Annotated in this window: 15 protein-coding genes; 6 read left to right on the forward strand and 9 right to left on the reverse strand. The window is 53.0% G+C overall.

Annotated elements, in window-relative coordinates; translation table 11 throughout:
- Window positions 1–6: 6 nt before the first annotated feature.
- The 5 genes from SE15_RS12450 to SE15_RS12470 form a co-directional block, all read right to left on the reverse strand.
- Window positions 7–711, reverse strand: a complete 705-nt coding sequence (locus SE15_RS12450; RefSeq protein WP_054522507.1) for an ABC transporter ATP-binding protein — start codon at window positions 709–711, stop codon at window positions 7–9.
- The gene (locus SE15_RS12455) at window positions 704–1,507 is read right to left on the reverse strand and encodes an ABC transporter ATP-binding protein (protein ID WP_054522423.1); all 804 of its coding nucleotides are present in this window, start codon (window positions 1,505–1,507) and stop codon (window positions 704–706) included. Before SE15_RS12455 ends, SE15_RS12450 begins: the two co-directional genes overlap by 8 nt.
- An 11-nt stretch (window positions 1,508–1,518) precedes the next feature.
- Window positions 1,519–2,877 carry a branched-chain amino acid ABC transporter permease gene (locus SE15_RS12460; RefSeq protein WP_054522424.1) on the reverse strand — a complete coding sequence of 453 codons (1,359 nt, stop codon included), beginning with the start codon at window positions 2,875–2,877 and terminating at the stop codon, window positions 1,519–1,521.
- 12 nt (window positions 2,878–2,889) lie between these two features.
- Window positions 2,890–4,011, reverse strand: a complete 1,122-nt coding sequence (locus tag SE15_RS12465; protein WP_083461925.1) for a branched-chain amino acid ABC transporter permease — start codon at window positions 4,009–4,011, stop codon at window positions 2,890–2,892.
- Between the two features lie 92 nt (window positions 4,012–4,103).
- The gene (locus SE15_RS12470; protein ID WP_054522425.1) at window positions 4,104–5,279 is read right to left on the reverse strand and encodes an ABC transporter substrate-binding protein; all 1,176 of its coding nucleotides are present in this window, start codon (window positions 5,277–5,279) and stop codon (window positions 4,104–4,106) included.
- Between the two features lie 370 nt (window positions 5,280–5,649).
- Between SE15_RS12470 and SE15_RS12475 the strand changes: the two genes are divergently transcribed.
- Window positions 5,650–6,063 carry a hypothetical protein gene (locus tag SE15_RS12475; RefSeq protein ID WP_054522426.1) on the forward strand — a complete coding sequence of 138 codons (414 nt, stop codon included), beginning with the start codon at window positions 5,650–5,652 and terminating at the stop codon, window positions 6,061–6,063.
- A gap of 89 nt (window positions 6,064–6,152) precedes the next feature.
- Here SE15_RS12475 and SE15_RS12480 read toward each other — a convergent pair whose 3' ends face one another.
- Together SE15_RS12480 and kamA are read right to left on the reverse strand one after the other, a co-directional pair.
- Window positions 6,153–7,118: a potassium channel beta subunit family protein gene (locus tag SE15_RS12480; protein ID WP_054522427.1), complete on the reverse strand. Its 966-nt coding sequence runs from the start codon at window positions 7,116–7,118 to the stop codon at window positions 6,153–6,155.
- A gap of 40 nt (window positions 7,119–7,158) precedes the next feature.
- Window positions 7,159–8,502 (reverse strand): lysine 2,3-aminomutase, encoded by a 1,344-nt coding sequence (gene kamA / locus SE15_RS12485; RefSeq protein ID WP_054522428.1) that lies wholly within the window; start codon window positions 8,500–8,502, stop codon window positions 7,159–7,161.
- A gap of 275 nt (window positions 8,503–8,777) precedes the next feature.
- Here kamA and alr point away from each other — a divergent pair, with 275 nt between their 5' ends.
- The gene (gene alr / locus SE15_RS12490) at window positions 8,778–9,908 is read left to right on the forward strand and encodes an alanine racemase (protein WP_054522429.1); all 1,131 of its coding nucleotides are present in this window, start codon (window positions 8,778–8,780) and stop codon (window positions 9,906–9,908) included.
- Between the two features lie 2 nt (window positions 9,909–9,910).
- Window positions 9,911–11,605, forward strand: coding sequence for a single-stranded-DNA-specific exonuclease RecJ (gene recJ / locus SE15_RS12495; RefSeq protein WP_054522430.1), 1,695 nt, complete (start codon window positions 9,911–9,913; stop codon window positions 11,603–11,605).
- A gap of 4 nt (window positions 11,606–11,609) precedes the next feature.
- Here the strand turns inward: recJ and SE15_RS12500 are convergent, their stop codons facing one another.
- Window positions 11,610–12,296, reverse strand: coding sequence for a glycosyltransferase family 2 protein (locus SE15_RS12500; protein WP_236690033.1), 687 nt, complete (start codon window positions 12,294–12,296; stop codon window positions 11,610–11,612).
- Between the two features lie 100 nt (window positions 12,297–12,396).
- On the opposite strand from SE15_RS12500, the gene SE15_RS12505 reads away from it, so the two are divergent.
- From SE15_RS12505 to SE15_RS12515, 3 genes are read left to right on the forward strand one after another with little or no spacing between them, the layout of a single operon-like run.
- Window positions 12,397–13,743, forward strand: a complete 1,347-nt coding sequence (locus tag SE15_RS12505) for an ATP-binding protein (protein ID WP_054522431.1) — start codon at window positions 12,397–12,399, stop codon at window positions 13,741–13,743.
- 2 nt (window positions 13,744–13,745) lie between these two features.
- A complete protein-coding gene (locus SE15_RS12510) occupies window positions 13,746–14,540 on the forward strand; it encodes a glycerophosphodiester phosphodiesterase (RefSeq protein ID WP_054522432.1) in 795 nt (264 codons plus the stop codon).
- Window positions 14,537–17,425 carry a glycoside hydrolase family 3 N-terminal domain-containing protein gene (locus tag SE15_RS12515; protein WP_054522433.1) on the forward strand — a complete coding sequence of 963 codons (2,889 nt, stop codon included), beginning with the start codon at window positions 14,537–14,539 and terminating at the stop codon, window positions 17,423–17,425. Before SE15_RS12510 ends, SE15_RS12515 begins: the two co-directional genes overlap by 4 nt.
- Here SE15_RS12515 and SE15_RS12520 read toward each other — a convergent pair.
- Window positions 17,409–18,398, reverse strand: a complete 990-nt coding sequence (locus tag SE15_RS12520) for a serine/threonine protein kinase (RefSeq protein ID WP_054522434.1) — start codon at window positions 18,396–18,398, stop codon at window positions 17,409–17,411. The genes SE15_RS12515 and SE15_RS12520 overlap by 17 nt on opposite strands.
- Window positions 18,399–18,556: the final 158 nt, after the last annotated feature.

Raw genomic sequence — 18,556 nt, forward strand, 5'->3', positions numbered from 1 at the left:
AGAGTCTTACACGCCCAAGTAAGCGGCTTTGACCATCGGGTTTTCTGCTACTTCCTTGGCTGTGCCTGAAAGCACGATTCGCCCTGTTTCAAGCACGTAAGCCCGGTGCGCGATGGATAATGCCATGTGAGCATTTTGTTCTACTAGGAGGATGCTGGTGCCCTGTTGGTTAATTTCCTGGATGATGCGGAAAATCTCTTCTACCAGGATTGGACTGAGCCCCATGGAGGGTTCGTCGAGGAGCAAAAGGGTGGGGCGGCTCATGAGACCGCGCCCCATGGCAAGCATTTGTTGCTCGCCACCCGAGAGGGTTCCCCCGAGTTGGTTAATGCGCTCTTTGAGGCGTGGGAAGGAAGCGAAGACCCGTTCCATGGTGCGTTGAATCTCATTGGGGTCATTGCGGGTGTAGGCCCCCATGAGCAGATTTTCACGTACTGTCAGGGGAGCGAAAATTTTGCGCCCCTCCGGTACGTGGCTGATGCCCATCTTGACAATTTCTTGGGCAGGGGTATTGGTAATATCTCGCCCTTTGTAACGAATATAACCGGTACGGGTGCGCAAAAGTCCGGAAATGGTGCGCAGAGTAGTGGATTTTCCAGCGCCATTAGCGCCAATGAGGGTAACGATTTCTCCTTCCTCCACATGAAAAGAGATTCCCTGGAGGGCGTGAATGGCGCCGTAGTACACATTTAGATTATGGACTTCAAGCAGCATGGGTCACTCCTTTCCCCAGGTAGGCTTCGATGACCAGCGGGTTCTCTTGAATTTCCTTGGGGGTTCCTCGGGCGATTACCTGGCCAAAGTCCATCACTGTGATCCACTCACAGATGCCCATGACCACGCGCATTTGATGTTCGATGAGCAAGATGGTCAGATTGAAGCGCTCGCGGATAAAGTGGATCAGATCCATGAGTTCAATAATCTCGCGCGGGTTCATACCGGCGGCGGGCTCATCCAGGAGCAAAAGTTTGGGGTTACAGGCCAATGCTCGTGCAATTTCGACCCGACGTTGTTCACCGTAGGGTAGATTTTTGGCGGTCTCGTTGTAAATTCGGTCGAGCTGAAAGATGCTGAGGAAATCCAATGCCTGTTCGGTCAATTCTTTTTCCTTAATATTAAAACGCGAGGTGCGTAGCAAGCCATCGCTCAGCGTGTAGCCGCAGTGAGGGTGGTATGCAATGCGCACATTATCCAGAACCGTGAGGTTGGGGAACAGGCGAATATTCTGAAAGGTTCGTGCTATGCCCATGCGGGTAATCTCATGAGGTTCCAGACCAACGATGTTAGTCCCGTTGAAGAAAATCTCTCCGCTGGTGGGCACATACAATCCCGTAATCATATTAAACACCGTGGTTTTCCCGGCACCGTTGGGGCCGATCAAACCCACCAGTTCACCGTGTTTCAGGGTCAGGTCGAAATTACGTACCGCTGCTAGGCCGCCGAAGAATTTCGTCAGACCGCGAATTTCAAGCACAGTGGGAGAAGTCGAGGTTGCGGAGGTCTCCATGGGTGCTCCTCTCAGATTGCGCTCTTATGAGCGGGTTCAGGCTGTTGGCGTGGGGCGGTAATAAACTCAGGTCCTTTGAGAAAGCCCCATTCAATGGATCCGAACAACCCCTGCGGGCGAATGAGCATCAAGAGAAGCAGAGTGATTGGGTAAAGAACAAAGCGCCACGTGGGTGCCTCGGTACCCATTTGGCTCAACAGCACGCGCAGCATACCTTCGAGGAAGAAGATCCAACCAAAGGACGCGGCAATGGTTCCGGTCATGCTCCCTAAACCGCCAAACACCACAATAATAAGAGGGTTGAAACCAGCCAGGAAGTTGAAGGTGCCTGGGCTCAGGAATCCAATGTAGTGGGCATATACTGCCCCTCCGATTCCGGCGAAGAAACTGCCGACTACAAAAGACATCAACTTGGCGCCAGCCACGTCAATTCCCATGGCTTTGGCCGCGATTTCGTCTTCGCGTACAGCGACGATGGAACGGCCCGTGCTGGAATGAACAAGGTTGCGCATAATGATGATCACTGCCATCATGAAGAAGAATGCCGAGAACCAGGTGGTCAGTTTGGGAATTCCGATCATACCTCGCCCACCTTTCATCTCAGGGAAAGGCAGGATGGTATCGGAATTTATCATTAAGGTGTTGACCACAATGGTAAACCCCAGAGTAGCGATGCCAAAATAATCGCTTCCCAGCGTTAGCACGGGTAGGCCAAAAAGAAACGAGATTTGGGCGGCAAAAATTCCAGCCAGGATGACCGCCAGGAAGTAAATGACCTGCTGCGCCACGGGAGAATTGAGAGGGCCCGGCTCGGCCACTGAGCCCAAGAGTGGGGTCAGCAAGGGGTTTAGTTGATTGCCCAGATAAACAGCAGCGGCTCCGGTGATCAAAGCGCCGATCAGGTAAAGGGTGAACGATGAAAGGACCGGAATGCCTCGAAAACGCTGAAGCCATTTATTGATTCCAAGCAGGGTCAGAGTGCCGATTAAAGCGCCCAGCCCCAGGACTAACAACCCTCGTGCATCTCCGTTAATCCAGCGATAGGTAATATCGGCTGCGGCGTACGCACCAATTCCATAGAAGCCCCATTGCCCCAGGCTGAACTGGCCGTTGAAGCCGTAGATCAGATTCAGCCCCAGTGCCACCATGGTCATTGCAGAGGCCTGGAAGAGCAAACCGCTGTCAAAGTTGTTGAGTAAACGGAACCCATTGATATCTGTTAAGGCCAATTGCACAATGCCAAATGCCCCCACCAGGCCGGCAATTTTGATCCAGATAGATGGGCGGGCGAGAAGCCACATGAGTCCGTACAGGTAGGCGATAATGGCAATGATTTTGACCAGAGAACCCAGTAGGAATCCCAATTCCATGGATCGTTCTCCTTAGGCTTTTTCTTTTTCGGGCTCGCCGAAGATGCCGGTAGGGCGGAGGAGCAGCACGATAATCAGAATGGTAAAGGCTACCGCGTCGCGCATCGGCGTGGAAATGTAACCCATGGTCATGGCTTCAGCCTGACCCATGATGAGTGCTCCCACAAGGGCGCCCGGGATGCTGCCAATCCCCCCTAGTACGGCTGCCACGAAGGCTTTTAGTCCGGGTAGAATGCCCAATTGGGTCCAAATAAGGCTGTAAGCGATGGCGTATAATACGCCTCCTGCGCCAGCGAAAGCGGCCCCAACAGCAAATGTGAATGAAATTACTCGATCCACATCAATGCCCATCAGGCGGGCTGCCTGACGATCATAGGAGCAAGCCCGCATGGCGATACCAATCTTTGTACGTCGAACCAGATATTGTAGGAAGAGCTGGATAAGTACCGAAACGCCGATGATGATGAGGAAGATATTAGAAAATGTAACGCTGTTTTCCGGCGCCTGTTGGCCGGGCATAACCAGGTGAATCCCATTTTTGATGTACCAGGCAACGACCTCGAAGGGGCGCTCATAAGGAATAAAACGCGGGGAAAAGACAAAATTCAGAGCCCCATAAAATTCCAAAAAGAATGACACACCGATTGCCGTAATGAGAGCCGAAATACGCGGAGCATCGCGTAGTGGTTTGTAGGCAACCCGCTCAATGGTGATGGCCAGGATGACACAAACCAACATGGATAGGAGGATGACCGTAATAGAACCGATGAGAACGCTGAGAGTGGGGTTAATACCGGGGAAGGCGCTGGCTGGCCATTGATGCAGACGATACTTGGCAACAGCATAATAACTGGCGAACGCCCCTACCATAAACACATCACCATGGGCAAAATTGATTAATTTGACAATTCCATAGACCATGGTGTAACCCAGGGCGATCATGGCGTACACAAACCCTAGTTGAAGGCCACTGATAAATATCTGGGCAAACAGGGTGGGATTCTTTATCAGGTTCGTGCCAAGAATATAAGCGACGACTAAGCCCAAAAGAATGAAAAAGCCTCTACCAACCCAAATTAAGGGCTGACGTTGCTGGTAGATGACCGGGGTGGAGGGTGCTTGTGCGGTTTGCATAGGCTATAGGCTCCCAATGCCAGATTTGCAGCATGCGGGGGAGCGACCTGGGTTGTCGCTCCCCGCTTTGAACTGCACTTGCTAAAAGGAGGTCACGGATTAACCACAGTTTCGAATCTGACGGCTCCGTCTTTGACAGCCAGGATGACCGCCGATTTGATCGGATTGTGGTTGGCATCGAAAGTGATTTGACCGGAGACACCGCTGAATTTGATCTTCTCCAGGGTATCTTTCACCTTGGCGGTGTCGGTAGTGCCGGCCTGGTTGATGGCCTCAAGCAACAGGTTGGTGGCATCATAAGCCAGCGCCGCCAGCGCATCGGGGACCTTGGGGTTGCCGTTTTCATCCTTGTATTTCTCGCCGTAAGCCTTGCGGAAGTTCTGGACCTCGGGCCGCGGGTCATCCGGTGAGTAGTGGTTGGTGAAGAAGCCACCATCTGCAGCGGCCAGATCCAGATCGGCGGAATCCCAACCATCGCCACCTACAAAGGGAACGTTGATGCCCTTTTCCTTGGCCTGCTTCATGACCAGGTTCACAATGTTGTAGTAGTCAGGTAGATAGACAACATCGGGCTTGGCATCGGCGATCTGAGCGAGGATGGCCGAGAAGTCCGTGTCTTTATCGGTGTAGGTTGCTTTGCCAACAATCTCACCACCCAGGGCAGTAAAGGCCTTCTCAAATTCCTCGGCCAGGCCCTTAACGTAGTCGTTAGCCTGATCTAGCATGATAAACGCCTTCTTGGCACCCAGTTTTTCCCAGGCGAACTTGGCGCCAACCTGTCCCTGGAAGGGATCAATAAAGCAGGCGCGGAAGATGTAGGGCTTCACCTTGCCTTGGCTATCCACCGTCACGCTGACGTTGGTGGAAGTGGGGCTGATTTGCAACACGCCCTTGGCGTTGGCAATTTCCGATACCGGGATGGACGCTTTGGAGCAGACTTCACCGATGATGAACTTCACGCCATCCTGGTCAATGACTTTGTTGGCTGCATTAACGGCCGGATCGGGGGTGCACTGGCTGTCTTCCACAATGGGCACGATCTTCATGCCCAGCACACCACCCTTCGCATTCCATTCATCGATAGCCATCAGAGCACCATCGCGGGTGGAGACACCGAACGTGGGCACAGGGCCCGAAAGAGGGGCCAGAATGGCGACCTTAAGTTCTTTGGCTTGCGCCTCGCCGCCACCCCCACCGCTACTAGGAGCACAGGCTGCCAGGATCATGGCCAAAGCAACAATAGCATACAGGAACTTAACCGAGCGCATACTCTCCTCCTATTGGCTTTTGAGTTGTGACAAACAAAATGGGTGGGAAAAAGGGGTTAAAAATTGTAATTGGATTGGAATTGAGCGCCATCACCTCCTTTGGCTGAAGAGTAATTGCAACGCCTATTTCGAGTTAAAAACACCAAGATGGCTGGGATGAAAAGATGTTTACCGCAGGGCAGGAATCGCCCTTTTTAATTGCGCACAATGATAGGTGAGCCTTGGGGATTTGTCAAGAGTTTTTCGGTCAACTTGTGAGAGAATATATATATTTCTAGCGCTTTTGCTTGACAAAGGCAAGGTTGTGCACTATTATCGGGGTCACAATAATCCCCCAAGAACTTTGCAATATTGCTCAAGGAGAGACAGCATGTTGCCCAGGGTTTTCTTCCAGCCGGGTGTAATTGCAACCTTCTTGATCCTTCAGGTGGTCCCGCTGCTTTTGTATCCGCCTGCGTCGTTTGATCCGGCTTCACAGGAATGGTGGTTACCTGTGGTTCTGGCGGTGCTGGCTTTAATTGGGACAATCCAGGTGCTGAGGCGCAGTTTGGCGGCATGGCCATGGTATCTGATTTCATTCTCGCAGGGCTTCAATATTATCAGCCGGCTAATGCTGGTGCTTTCCCGCGTTACCGTTAATGTGGACGGGAGTCAGGTATTTAATGCCCCTTATGTCTTGATGACGCTGGTGGCAATGGGGCTTTCCGCCTTTCTGATTTGGTACACTGACCTACCAGAGGTGCGGATGGTCATTTTGGGTGGTGTAGCCAGGAAAGAAGCCTGAGTCTCCCTTACCGCATCTGAGTTTCCGAATGAAAACAAAAAACGCGGTGAAGTGAATCACCGCGTTTTGATTTATCCGGGTGGTGAAACTTAGTCGTTGTCGCTGGGGACCCCTACAATGCGATCAATTCGCTCCAGCACGTCATCTGTGAGTTTATTCACTGCCTCGGCTGCTCCGAGATTCTCATCCAGTTGCTCAAGACGGGTTGCCCCTGTGATGACACTGGAAACTTCCTTGCGGCGTAGCACCCAGGCAATGGCAAGTTGCGCCGGGGTGAGGCTGAGTTCCTTTGCCAAATCGGTTAATTGACGCACCTTTGCGATGCGGTCGGGAGTGAGCATATCCCGAATCCAGGCCATGTCAGGGAGCGAAGCCCGGCTGCCGGCCGGGATACCATCGTTGTATTTGCCGGTGAGGATGCCAAATGCCAGGGGACTCCAGGTTGTCAGCCCAATGCCCAGTTCATGGCATACTGGCGCCAGTTCCTCTTCCACTCGGCGGCGATGTAAAAGATTATATTGGGGTTGCTCCATGGTTGGCGGTACCAGCCCATATTGACGACAAATGCCGTATACCTGGGTGATCTGAGCGCCGCGCCACTCCGAAGTGCCCCAATAAAGCACCTTGCCTTGATGTACCAGATCATCCATGACCCGTGCCACTTCTTCAAGTGGCGTGTCAGGATCGTAGCGATGGCAGAAGTATAGGTCAACGTAATCTGTGCCTAGACGTCGCAATGATGCATGAATGGACTCCATAACATGCTTGCGAGAAAGGCCGCGTCCGTTCGGCCCGGGCATGGTCGGCCAGAAAACCTTGCTGGAGATTACAAGGGCCTCACGAGGCAGGTCTTTAATGGCCTTGCCCATCACGATTTCAGCCTGTCCATTGGCATACACATCGGCATTGTCGAAATAGTTGATCCCATGGTCGTACGCTGCATGGATCAGGTCAATGGCGGTTTTTTCGTCAATCTGGTTACCAAAGGTCACCCAGGCCCCCAATGAAATCTCACTTACCTTTAACCCAGAACGACCCAAACGTCGGTAATGCATAGATACCTCCTTATGTGATGTGAATGTATATTATAAGGTGTTAGGTGGGATCTGCTTCTTCGTTACCGATCCCTAGGGGTTTCCACTTCGAAGGGTCAGCGCGCAGGCGATGAACCTCGCCGCCGCGCCGATGAAGCAGATCGAATCCTTCTGGTTTTATGAACATTTCCTCACCGTCCAGTAGGGCAGTAATGCCTTTCTGCCCAGGTTCTGGGCGTTTGTTCTGGCAGTAGAAGCATGTTTTGGGATCATGCGGTTTGTACTCGATAGGTTCTTCGTAGGTGGTAATGTACCCCTCGTAGTTGCGCAGCACAATTTTATGATCGGACATGCTGATCAGGTAATTGGGCATGACCGGAATTTTGCCCCCACCTCCCGGTGCATCAACCACGTAGGTGGGCACCGCATACCCAGATGTGTGCCCCCGCAGTCCTTCAATGATCTCGATCCCTTTTGCTACTGGAGTACGAAAATGCCCAGCGCCTTCTACCAGGTCACACTGGTAAAGATAATAGGGGCGTACGCGGATGCGGACCAGGTCATGTACCAGTTTACGCTGAATATGAACGCAATCGTTGATACCTGCCAGAAGCACAGATTGGTTACCTAGCGGGATACCGGCTCGCGAGAGGCGGTCGCAGGCCTCGGCCAGTTCTTTGGTGATTTCGTTGGGGTGGTTGACGTGGATGTTCATCCACAATGGGTGGTATTTTTCCAGCATGTCACATAATTCATCTGTGATGCGCATGGGTAGGAACACGGGCACGCGCGTTCCAATACGAATAATTTCGATGTGAGGGATCTCCCGCAATTTTTGGAGCAGTTCCTCCAGCAGTCGCGGGGCCAGGGTCAGAGGATCACCCCCAGAAAGGAGGACATCGCGTACTTGTGGGGTGTGACGCAGGTAGTCCAATTGCATTTCAAATTCGCTGCGGGAGAAGGTGGCGCTTGGGTCGCCTACAATGCGCGAACGGGTGCAGTAACGGCAGTAGGAGGCGCACTGCGTTGTGACCAGCATCAGCACACGGTCGGGATATCGATGCACCAAGCCGGGCACAGGAGAGTGCTGATCCTCTGCCAATGAATCCTCCATCATTCCCGTGAAGGGCACAATTTCTTCCTCTCGTGGGATCACCTGTTTGCGAATGGGGTCTTCGGGGTCATTGGGATCAATGAGTGACACGAAGTAGGGGGTCACATCCACGCGGAAGAGGCCTTTTTGGCTAAGGGCTTTCCGTTCGCTTTCGGTAAGATTCAGAACGCGTTCAAATTCCTCAACCGTGTTCAAGCGGTTGCTAAGTTGCCAACGCCAGTCGTACCACTTTTCATCCAGGACATCCGCATAAGCAGGTGCACGCTTGGAGGGGAAAGGGTTGCTGAACATAGAAAACGCTCCTTGGGCGGTTAAAATCCGGGCTGTAAGCATCAGAAAAAAGAACAGTCTTTCCGCCAGCGCGATTCTAAGATCCCTTAGGAGGGCGGATCGTGATCGGGGCGGTAGAAACCAGCCGGTAAGAACACCATATCCCTCAGTTTTATTTTAAGAGTGATAGGGGACTGGGTCAACCAACGCACTGGATGATTTAATGCTCATGTCTAAGGGTTACAAATTAGCGAATGCCTTGCTGAGAGAGCGAGAGGTGCTTATACTATACCCCTATGGAGGAAGCGCTCACCACCTGGTTAGAAGTGGATCTGGGGGCCATTCAGCATAATTATCGTCTCCTGCAGACCATCAGCCGGCGACCGGTGATGGCGGTGATTAAGGCGAATGCGTATGGGCATGGCATCAGCGGGGTTGTGCCCGCTCTCATTCGGGCAGGGGCTGATTGGTGCGGGGTGGCACGCATTGAGGAAGCGCTTGATGTGCGTCGGTTTGGAAGTGAAATCCGGGTTTTGGTTTTGGGGTACACGAATCCCGGCTGGGTAGATGAGGCCATAGCTCGGGATATCCGCTTTACAGTGTTTGACCCTGCTACAGCAGAAGCCTATGCCATGCGTGCGCAGGCCTTAGGGAGGGTTTTACGTGTCCATATCAAGGTGGATACTGGCATGGGGCGATTGGGTGTGCTACCTGACGAGGCGGTGGAGTTTGTTCGTTGGGTAACAGGGTTACGTGGTTTGGAAGTGGAGGGGCTTTATACCCACTTTGCCCGTGCTGATGAGAGCGATCCGGGTCCAACCCTGGAACAAATACGGCGCTTTGATGAAGTGGTACACGCCTTAACCACTTTGGGATTGCGTCCTCGCTGGGTACATGCCAGCAATTCGGCTGCCATTTTCAACTTTCCCCAGGCGCGATACGACCTGGTGCGGGCGGGCATTGCACTCTATGGATTGCACCCATCGCCCGAAACCCCGCTCCCTACCGGGTTTCGCCCTGCGATGACCCTGAAAGCCCGACTGATTTCTCTCAAAATCCTACCGCCGGGCAGCGGTGTGGGGTATGGACATCGTTATGTAACCAGGGGCCGTGAGCGAATCGGTGTTGTGGCTGCAGGGTATGCTGATGGAATGCGTCGGGTCTTGGGCAATGAAGTTTTGATCCGCGGGCAAAGAGTGCCAGTTTTGGGAACCCCCTGTATGGATCAGATCATTATTCAATTGGATGGGGTGAAGGAAGCCGTTCCAGGGGATGAAGTGGTTATTTTTGGGTGTCAGGGAGGCGCGTGTATCTCAGTCGAGGAAGTTGCCCAACGCTGGGGGACGATTAACTATGAAGTTGCGACTAGCATGATGGCGCGGTTACCGCGGATTTACATCGAACCTCGCAATGAGGAGAACGGATAAGAATGCCTCCTCGAGTAGAAAAACGCTGGGAAATCTATCCTCCTCTTCCACCTGCCGTTGATACGGCCCTGAGCGCTTATCCCTTTCCGGTGCGCCAGTTGCTTTATAACCGGGGTATTGAAACCCATGAACAGGCTGAGGCGTTTTTGAGCGGAGAAGCGTTGCTGCACAATCCCTGGCTGCTAAGCGATATAGGAGAGGCAGTCGAACGCCTGTTGTGGGGTATTGACCATGGCGAGCAGATCATAATTTATGGGGACTACGATGTGGATGGCGTTACGGCAAGTGCCCTTTTGTACGAGGCGCTTCAAGCATTGGGGGCCAGCCACGTAAGGGTTTACATTCCCAGTCGCTTTGATGAGGGATATGGTTTAAACATTGCTGCTATTGAGGAACTGGCAGGTGGCGGAGCCAATCTAATCGTCACCGTTGATTGTGGAATCCGTTCGATTGACGAAGTGGCTTATGCCAGGCAACTTGGCCTGGATATCATTGTGACTGATCACCATCACCCTCAAAGCGAATTACCCCCAGCGCGAGTAGTGGTATCTCCCAAACGTCCTGCGGACCCTTACCCCGAAAAGCACCTGGCTGGGGTGGGTGTGGTGTATAAACTGGTTCAGGCCCTTTTTGAGCAGCGTCCGGTGCCGGGGGTTGAGCCTACGGATTGGCTGGATCTGGTTGCGCTGGGCACCGTAGCCGATGTGGTGCCGCTGGTAGGAGAAAATCGGGGCCTGGTCCGGCAGGGCATTGTACAAATGCGCCAGGCAAAGCGGATGGGATTGGCAGCCCTGGCCCGTGTTGCTGGTTATGATCTGACACGTGTAAACGCTGAGGCAATCGGGTACATACTGGGACCGCGCTTGAATGCATCCGGACGTTTAGAGACCGCCATGGACGCCTATCAACTGTTGGTTGCCCGCCAGCCTGAGGTGTGCGCGCACCTGGCTCAGGTGCTGGATAACCGCAATCGAGAGCGACAGCGCTTGACTCAGGAAATGCAGCGCCGTGCAGAAGAAATCATTCATGATCCTCATTCACGTACTCTTCTGGTGGTTTTTGAAGAGGGTTTTAACGAAGGAATTGTCGGATTGGTGGCCTCACGATTGGCCGAGGCTTATTACCGCCCTGCCGTGGTTGGGGTGCGTGGAGAGACGTTTTCGAAAGCGTCCTGCCGGAGCATCCCCGAGTTTCACATTACCGAGGCTCTGGATCAGTGTGCAGACTTGCTTGACCGACATGGTGGACATGCTCTTGCGGCCGGTTTTACGGTGCGCACCGAGAGACTTTCTCAGTTAATTGAGCGCCTGGAGGAGGTTGCTGAGCAAACGCTGCGCGCACGTGTGCTTAAACCGGTATTGCGGGCAGATCTGGAGATATCGCTTTCAGAAATGCGCCCCGATCTTCTGGTTTATTTACAGCAGTTTGAGCCCTTTGGGTTGGGTAATCCTGAAGCCACTTTTGTATCGCGGGGGGTAGAGGTGCGTTCAGCCCGTCAGGTGGGGGCTGAGGGACGGCATCTTTCGCTGAAACTTAGCGATGGACGTTTTATCTATGATGCGATTGCCTTTGGTCAGGGCGAACGGTTGGGGGAGGTAACCTCGAGGCTAGATGTCGTATACAGCCTGGGAGTCAATCGTTATAACGGTCAGGAAACCCTGCAACTGACCTTACGAGATTTTAAACCCGCTGAGTAGGTTTTCAATCTACAAAGCGGTATTTGATGAGTGCCCAGAGCGCTTCAAATGCATCCCAGGCCTTGATTTTCTTTCCCTCGGAGTAATCGCGCGGGTTGAAGTCAATGGGCACTTCGTAAATTCGAATGCGGCGCTTGAGGATTTTAGCCGTGAACTCGGGTTCGAAGTCAAAGCGCTGTGCCCGCAAGGGGATATTCTGAATTGCCTCGCGCTTGAAGACCTTATATCCGGTTTCCATGTCGCTCAGGATGTTGTTATAGAGCACATTGGTGATAAGGGTCAGCAAGCGGTTGGCGACCATGTTCCAGAAGAGGATGGGGCGGCGTGCACCTCCTAAGAATCGGGAGCCGTATACCACCTCGGCAATGCCTTCTTCAATGGGGCGCAGGAGTTTGGGGTATTCTCGAGGATCGTATTCCAAATCTGCATCCTGAATGATAATCACATCGCCACGAGCGTTTTGAATGCCGGTGCGTACGGCGGCTCCTTTGCCGGCATTTGCTTGGTGCAGGATCACGCGGATGGGAGGCAGGTTTTCCAGCTCTTTTAAAATCTCGCGCGTTCCGTCGGTGGAGCCATCGTCTACAATAATGACCTCGTAAATCAGGCCGGTATCCAGGACGCGCTGTACGATCTCACGAATGGTTTGACGTTCGTTATAAACCGGAATAACTACGCTGACTTTCATCATGAAAGCATTATATAAAAGGCAGGCTAATCATGCAAGCCGCTGCATGCTATAATCGGAAATAATCAGGCAATTATTCCCTCATGATGGAGGTCATAAAAGGATGAGTACCCCTGCTCGCCCCGGTACAACCGGCAATACCTCACTGCCCCCGGTTGAGCCTCCTCCTTTTGTTCCACCTCCGATCACTCGAATTGACGAAACCGGTCTCTCTCCTCTCTGGCTGCAAGATCTGGTGCTTAAGATCTTCTATTTCCAGGGATACATGAGCGGTTTTAAGGTGGCGGAGGAGATCGCCTTACCTTTTACAGGGGTGGTGGATCAGATCCTGGATGCATTGAAACGTGAAAAATGCATCGAGGTGCGCACTTCGCAGATGGGTTTAGGGGAGGGCGCGTATGTTTATGGAATTACAGGTGTTGGCATTGCACGCGCGCGAGAAGCACTGGAACGCAGCCAATATGCGGGTCCTGCACCGGTGCCCTTGCACGCCTATAACGAGGCAATTCGTAAACAGAGTCGAGGGCGTCTTCAGGTAACCAGCCGTCTCCTGCGCCAGGTGCTCTCTCATCTGGTTCTTTCCGAAAGCACTTATCAGCGAATTGGACCGGCGGTCAATTCGGGCACTTCAATTTTCCTTTATGGCCCACCTGGTAACGGTAAAACCTCGGTAGCCCGCGCCATTGGGGATTTGATCCAGGTGCAGAGCATGTATATCCCGTACGCGCTTTATGTAGATGGCCAGGTTATAAAACTTTATGATTCGGTAAATCACCAGCGCGTGCCTGAAGAAAACGTAGCCCAGGGAACTGGTGCGCTGCGCACCGGTGCAAGACGCGACCCCCGCTGGGTGTTGATCCGACGCCCGTTCATTGTAACCGGCGGAGAACTCACCCTGGCTGGTCTGGATCTGGTCTTTGATGATACGCTGAAATATTACGAGGCCCCGTTCCAGGTTAAGGCAAACGGAGGCATTCTGTTGATTGACGATTTCGGGCGTCAGCTAGTACGTCCGCGCGATCTGCTGAATCGCTGGATTGTGCCGCTTGAAAATCGCATTGATTACATGACTCTGCACACCGGACGAAAGTTTGAGATTCCGTTTGATGTGCTGGTCATTTTCTCCACCAATATTCCTCCTAAGGACTTGGTAGATGAGGCGTTCCTAAGACGCTTGCGTCATAAGATTGAGATCCAAGATCCTTCTTACGAAGAGTATCGTGAGATTTTCCGTCGTGTGGCCGCTCAAAAAGGGGTCAAATACAGCGACCAGGGTCTGGCTTATCTGCTACAGGAACACTATATCAAACGCAACCGCAAACTACGCGCTTCCCACCCGCGAGATTTATGCGATCAGATTCTGGATATCTCGCGCTATCTGGGTGTAGAGCCAGAAATGAGCACCGATCTCATTGATCGGGCAGCAGAATCTTACTTTGTTGAGTTGTGAGTATGTTGGAGAAGTTGCCTCAACCTGTCATTTTTGCGCATCGCGGAGCCTCGGCATACGCTCCGGAGAATACCCTGGCAGCCTTCCGTCTGGCGGCTAAGCAAGGTGTGGAAGCCATTGAGTTGGATGCGAAACTAACCGCCGATGGCGAGGTGGTGGTCATCCACGATATGACTGTTGACCGCACGACTAACGGTCATGGGGAAGTACGCCGCTTACGCCTTGAGGAAATCAGAAGGTTGGATGCGGGGTCCTTCTTCTCAGAGGCTTATCGTGGCGAGAAGGTCCCCTTATTACGCGAAGTATTTGAAGAATTAGGTCAACGCTTGTTTATCAATGTGGAATTAACCAACTACAATGCTCCGCTGGATCCCCTCCCAGTCAAGGTGGCGCAGTTAGTCCGTGAATATCACCTGGAGGAACGCGTTCTTTTCTCCTCGTTTAATCCCTGGAACCTGCTCCGTATTCGTCGCCGACTACCAGAATGTCCGGTGGCTTTGCTGGCCCTGGAGGGACGCTCGGGCTGGTTAGCGCGTTCTGACCTGATGCACTGGGTTTCACCGCGCATTATTCACCCCTATTTTGCCGACGTCACCCCTGAATGGATAAGGCACGCGCATCAACGTGGACGGCGTATTCACGTTTGGACGGTCAACCGGGCAGAGGATCTGGAGACTCTTTTCCGTTGGGGGGTGGATGGGGTGTTTACGGATGATCCGATTCTGGCTATGCAGATTCGCTCTCGGGTGAAGGGGCTTGAGGCTGGCTCCGTGGACGAGGTGGTTGCGAGGTTATGAGTCGAGGTAGGCAGACTAAGATTGAAGATGAGCGCGCGAACCGGTACTGGGGGTGGGTGGTGCGTATTGGTTTGCTAATCCTTGCTCTAATGGCTCTTTTAGGTGGATCACCCACGCCGAGTCTTGCTCAAACTTCCCCCAATAGCGCTGAGGCACGTGCGCGTGAACTTTTGGCTCGTCTTTCGCCCGAGGAAAAGGTGGGGCAATTGTTCCTGGTGGGGTTTCAAGGCCGTGATGTCAGCCCGGGCACGCCGATTCATACGCTTATTACCCGCTACCATATTGGGGGTGTGGTTCTCAGTGCTGCCAATGATAACTTCACGGGCCCCGAAGGTACGGTGGCCCAAACTGCGGCTTTGATTCGCAATCTGCAGCAGGTGGCATGGGATATCACTCAGACCCCTGCTATGGATGTTCGAAGTGGGCAGCCCCTAGCTCTAACCTACATTCCCTTGTTGGTGGGAATTTCGCAGGAGGGGGATTTATATCCCAATGATCAAATTTTCAATGGGGTGACCCCCTTGCCCAGTGCCATGGCAGTGGGTGCCACCTGGAAACCGGCACTGGCTGAACAAGTGGGGCAGGTTCTGGGAAAAGAACTTTATGCCCTGGGGTTTAACCTCTACCTTGGTCCATCCTTGGACGTGTTGGATGTGCCGAATCTGGGCATCAGCGGTGAAGATTTGGGAACACGCACGTTTGGTGGTGATCCTTATTGGGTAGGTGAGATGGGAAAGGCGTTCATTCGAGGGGTGCACGCCGGGAGCAACGGGCGAATTGCGGTCATAGCGAAGCATTTTCCGGGTCAGGGCAGTTCCGATCGTTCACCCGAAGAAGAGGTGGCCACGGTCAGGAAATCGCTGGAACAACTTAAGCAAGTTGAACTGGCACCTTTCTTTGCGGTGACCCAGGCGCTTCCTGGAAATCCTATTTCGCCAGATGGGGTACTCGTCTCGCATATTCGCTACCAGGGATTTCAAGGGAATATTCGTGCCAGCACACGCCCGATCTCATTAGATGCCACGGCGCTGGAACAATTGCTCAAACTTGAGCCGATTGGCATCTGGTATCAGGGGGGTGGGCTGATCATTAGCGACAACCTGGGAAGCAATGCGGTAAAGCGCTTTTTTGATCCAACTGGCCAGAATTTTGACCCGCGTTTGGTAGCGCGCACAGCATTTCTGGCGGGCAATGATCTGCTTTACCTGAATAATTTTGTAGGGTCAGGAGATACAGATGCCTTCGACTCAATTGCGAAGACGCTGGATGCTTTTGTTCAGAAATATCTGGAAGATCCAGCCTTCGCGGAGAGGGTGGACGCTTCGGTATTGCGCATCCTTACCCTCAAATTTCGTTTGTATCCTTCGTTTGTGCTGGAAGATGTGATTCCCGAAGCAATTGCTTTGAACGAGGTAGGGCGCTCTCAATCTGTTGTCTTTGAAGTTGCCCGTCAATCTGTTACCCTGCTCAGCCCAGATGCGGCAGACTTAAGTGATGCCCTGCCTCGTCCACCTGCCACTCGAGAAGGGATGATCTTCTTCACGGATGTAGAGAACGCCCGTCAATGCAGCACCTGCCCGGAGCAATCTGTTTTCGCTGTAGATGGATTGAAGAAGGCTATTGTGCGTCTTTACGGGCCTCAGGCAGGCGGTCAGATCAACGAAGCCTATCTTTCTGCCTATTCATTTCAGGACCTTACCGCTTATTTGAACGGCGGGCAGGAAATGACTGCCTTGGATAACAATCTGCGTCAAGCCGAATGGGTGATTTTCTCGATCTTGAATCCACGTCGCGGGCATCCGGAAGCCAACGCCTTGCGACGATTGTTGACCGAACGTCCCGATCTGATCCGCAATAAACGGGTCATTGTATTTGCCTTCAATGCCCCCTATTATTTGGATGCTACCGACATCAGTAAGTTAACCGCCTATTATGCCGTATATAGTAAAGCGCCGCCTTTCCTGGACATGGCCGCACGCGTACTTTTTCAGGAAGTTGTGCCGGTTGGGGCGTCTCCGGTTTCAGTGCCCGGGATAGGCTACGATCTTATCACGGCGACTTCACCCGATCCAACGCAGGTGATCCCCATCATAGTGGAGCCGGTTGGGAGCGAAGGTGCCGCAATTCCCTCAAATACCCCTCAAATAACGGCAACGGAAGCCCCCTCGTTTAGAGTGGGTGACGTTATCTCCATACGTACTGGATTGATTTATGACCACAATCGTAATCCCGTGCCGGATGGAACGGTTGTGCGGTTTATGGTCACGGCAGGGGTGGGGGAAAAGCGTATTCAACAACAGATTGAGACGGTAACCGTTCAAGGGGTGGCGCAGACCACTTACAAGATTACTGAGACCAGCCCAATTGAAATTCGCGCCGCCAGCGATCCGGCGTTGTTGTCGCAGATCATTACCATCAACATAATAAATGGTCAGGAAGCGGCTGTAACGGCCGTTTTACCAACCACGATCCCCACTGAAGTTCCCGAGAGGACTGTGACACCTGCCGAGATCACCCCGACTCCTACTGTAGAACCCCCAACAGCCGAGGAGGAGACCTTGCCTTTCGGGGTGGGGTTGATTTCCCTGGTAGTGGTCTGGGGCATTGGTCTTGGTGTCGGGGGGATAGCCGCCAAAAAGCTTGCAATGCGTTTGGCCTATCAGCAATCTATGTTTACGATTATTGGGGGAATGGTGGCTTACGTGGCGACGTTATTGCTACCTGCCTCTCGAAGTGGTTTCTTGCAGGCCGGGTTGCCGGGGATTCTGGTAGCCATCTTATTGGGGTGTGGTGTGGGTTGGGGGCTGGGACGCTTATGGCAGGTGGCAGGAGGCCAGATGCGCACCTGGCTGGAGCATTGGCTTGGGATCAACGAATCAGAGTGATCATCAGCCCTAGCAGTGTCAGTGCAATGGCAGTATAAAGCAATAAGCGCTCCGCAGGCAGTGCCAGGAAGTACCACTTAGGGTATTTGATCTGCCTTGGAAGTGAGCGGGGATAGGTTGGTCGGTCCCCAATTAAACTGAGGCGAAATTGTTCTACGCTTTCAGGGCGTTCGCTGGGATGTAAGCCCATGGCCCACAGAATGGCACGTTCGGTGCGGAGACTGATGGCAGGGTTGATTTGGCGGGGAGGAATCAGAGCCTCGGGGTTAAGGAAACGCTCTTTGGCATCCGCTGGAGGGGTGTTGGTGAGCAGGTGGTATAGCGTAGCACCAAAGGCATAAATATCGCTGCGGACATCGGTGTGCCCCCCGTCGCCTCCGTATTGTTCCAGAGGCGTGTAGAGGGCTGTGCCCTGACCTTGCAAGATGGTAATCGTCACTTCCCCTGGCGCCAGCATTTTGACCAAACCAAAATCCACCAATTTGAGCAATCCGCTGGGTGTGATTTTGAGATTGCTGGGCTTGATATCCCGATGCAAAATAGGAGGATTCTGGCTATGCAAGTAGGTCAAGGCATCGGCGAGCTGATTAGCCCAGTTCAGAACATCGCTTTCGGGCAAGAACTCGCGGCGGGCTTTGGCTTCCAGCATTAATGTGCGCAGGTCCTTGCCTGGAATGTAATCCATGACCAGATAGTCACGCTCTTCGACCGAAAAGAAGTCCGAAACCTTGGGAAGATTCGGGTGATCCAACCGCGCCAGGACGGTGGCTTCACGGAAAAACTGCTCTCGGGCTTCTTTGAGCAGCTCCGGAGGCAATGAACGGTCGTATTCGACTTCCTTGAGTGCACATTGACGCCCCTCCAGACGCAGGTCGTCAGCCAGATAAATATTCCCCATCCCGCCATGGCCGATGATTCGGCGGATGCGGTAGCGGTTCCGCAGAATACTCCCGGCTTTCAGGGGTAAGGGCATGGTGGTGACTTCCTGACATCATTGAGAGTGGCTGGCATCTTAATAGCGGCGTAAATGCCAACCGAAAAGGGCGTACCTTCTGTGGTCATTTTCTGTTATATTATAACTGAGGGTCGGTGGACTGTTTGAAGCGATTTCTGAGCCTGGGAGCCTGATTG

The sequence above is a fragment of the Thermanaerothrix daxensis genome (assembly GCF_001306145.1).
GTDB lineage: Bacteria > Chloroflexota > Anaerolineae > Anaerolineales > Anaerolineaceae > Thermanaerothrix > Thermanaerothrix daxensis.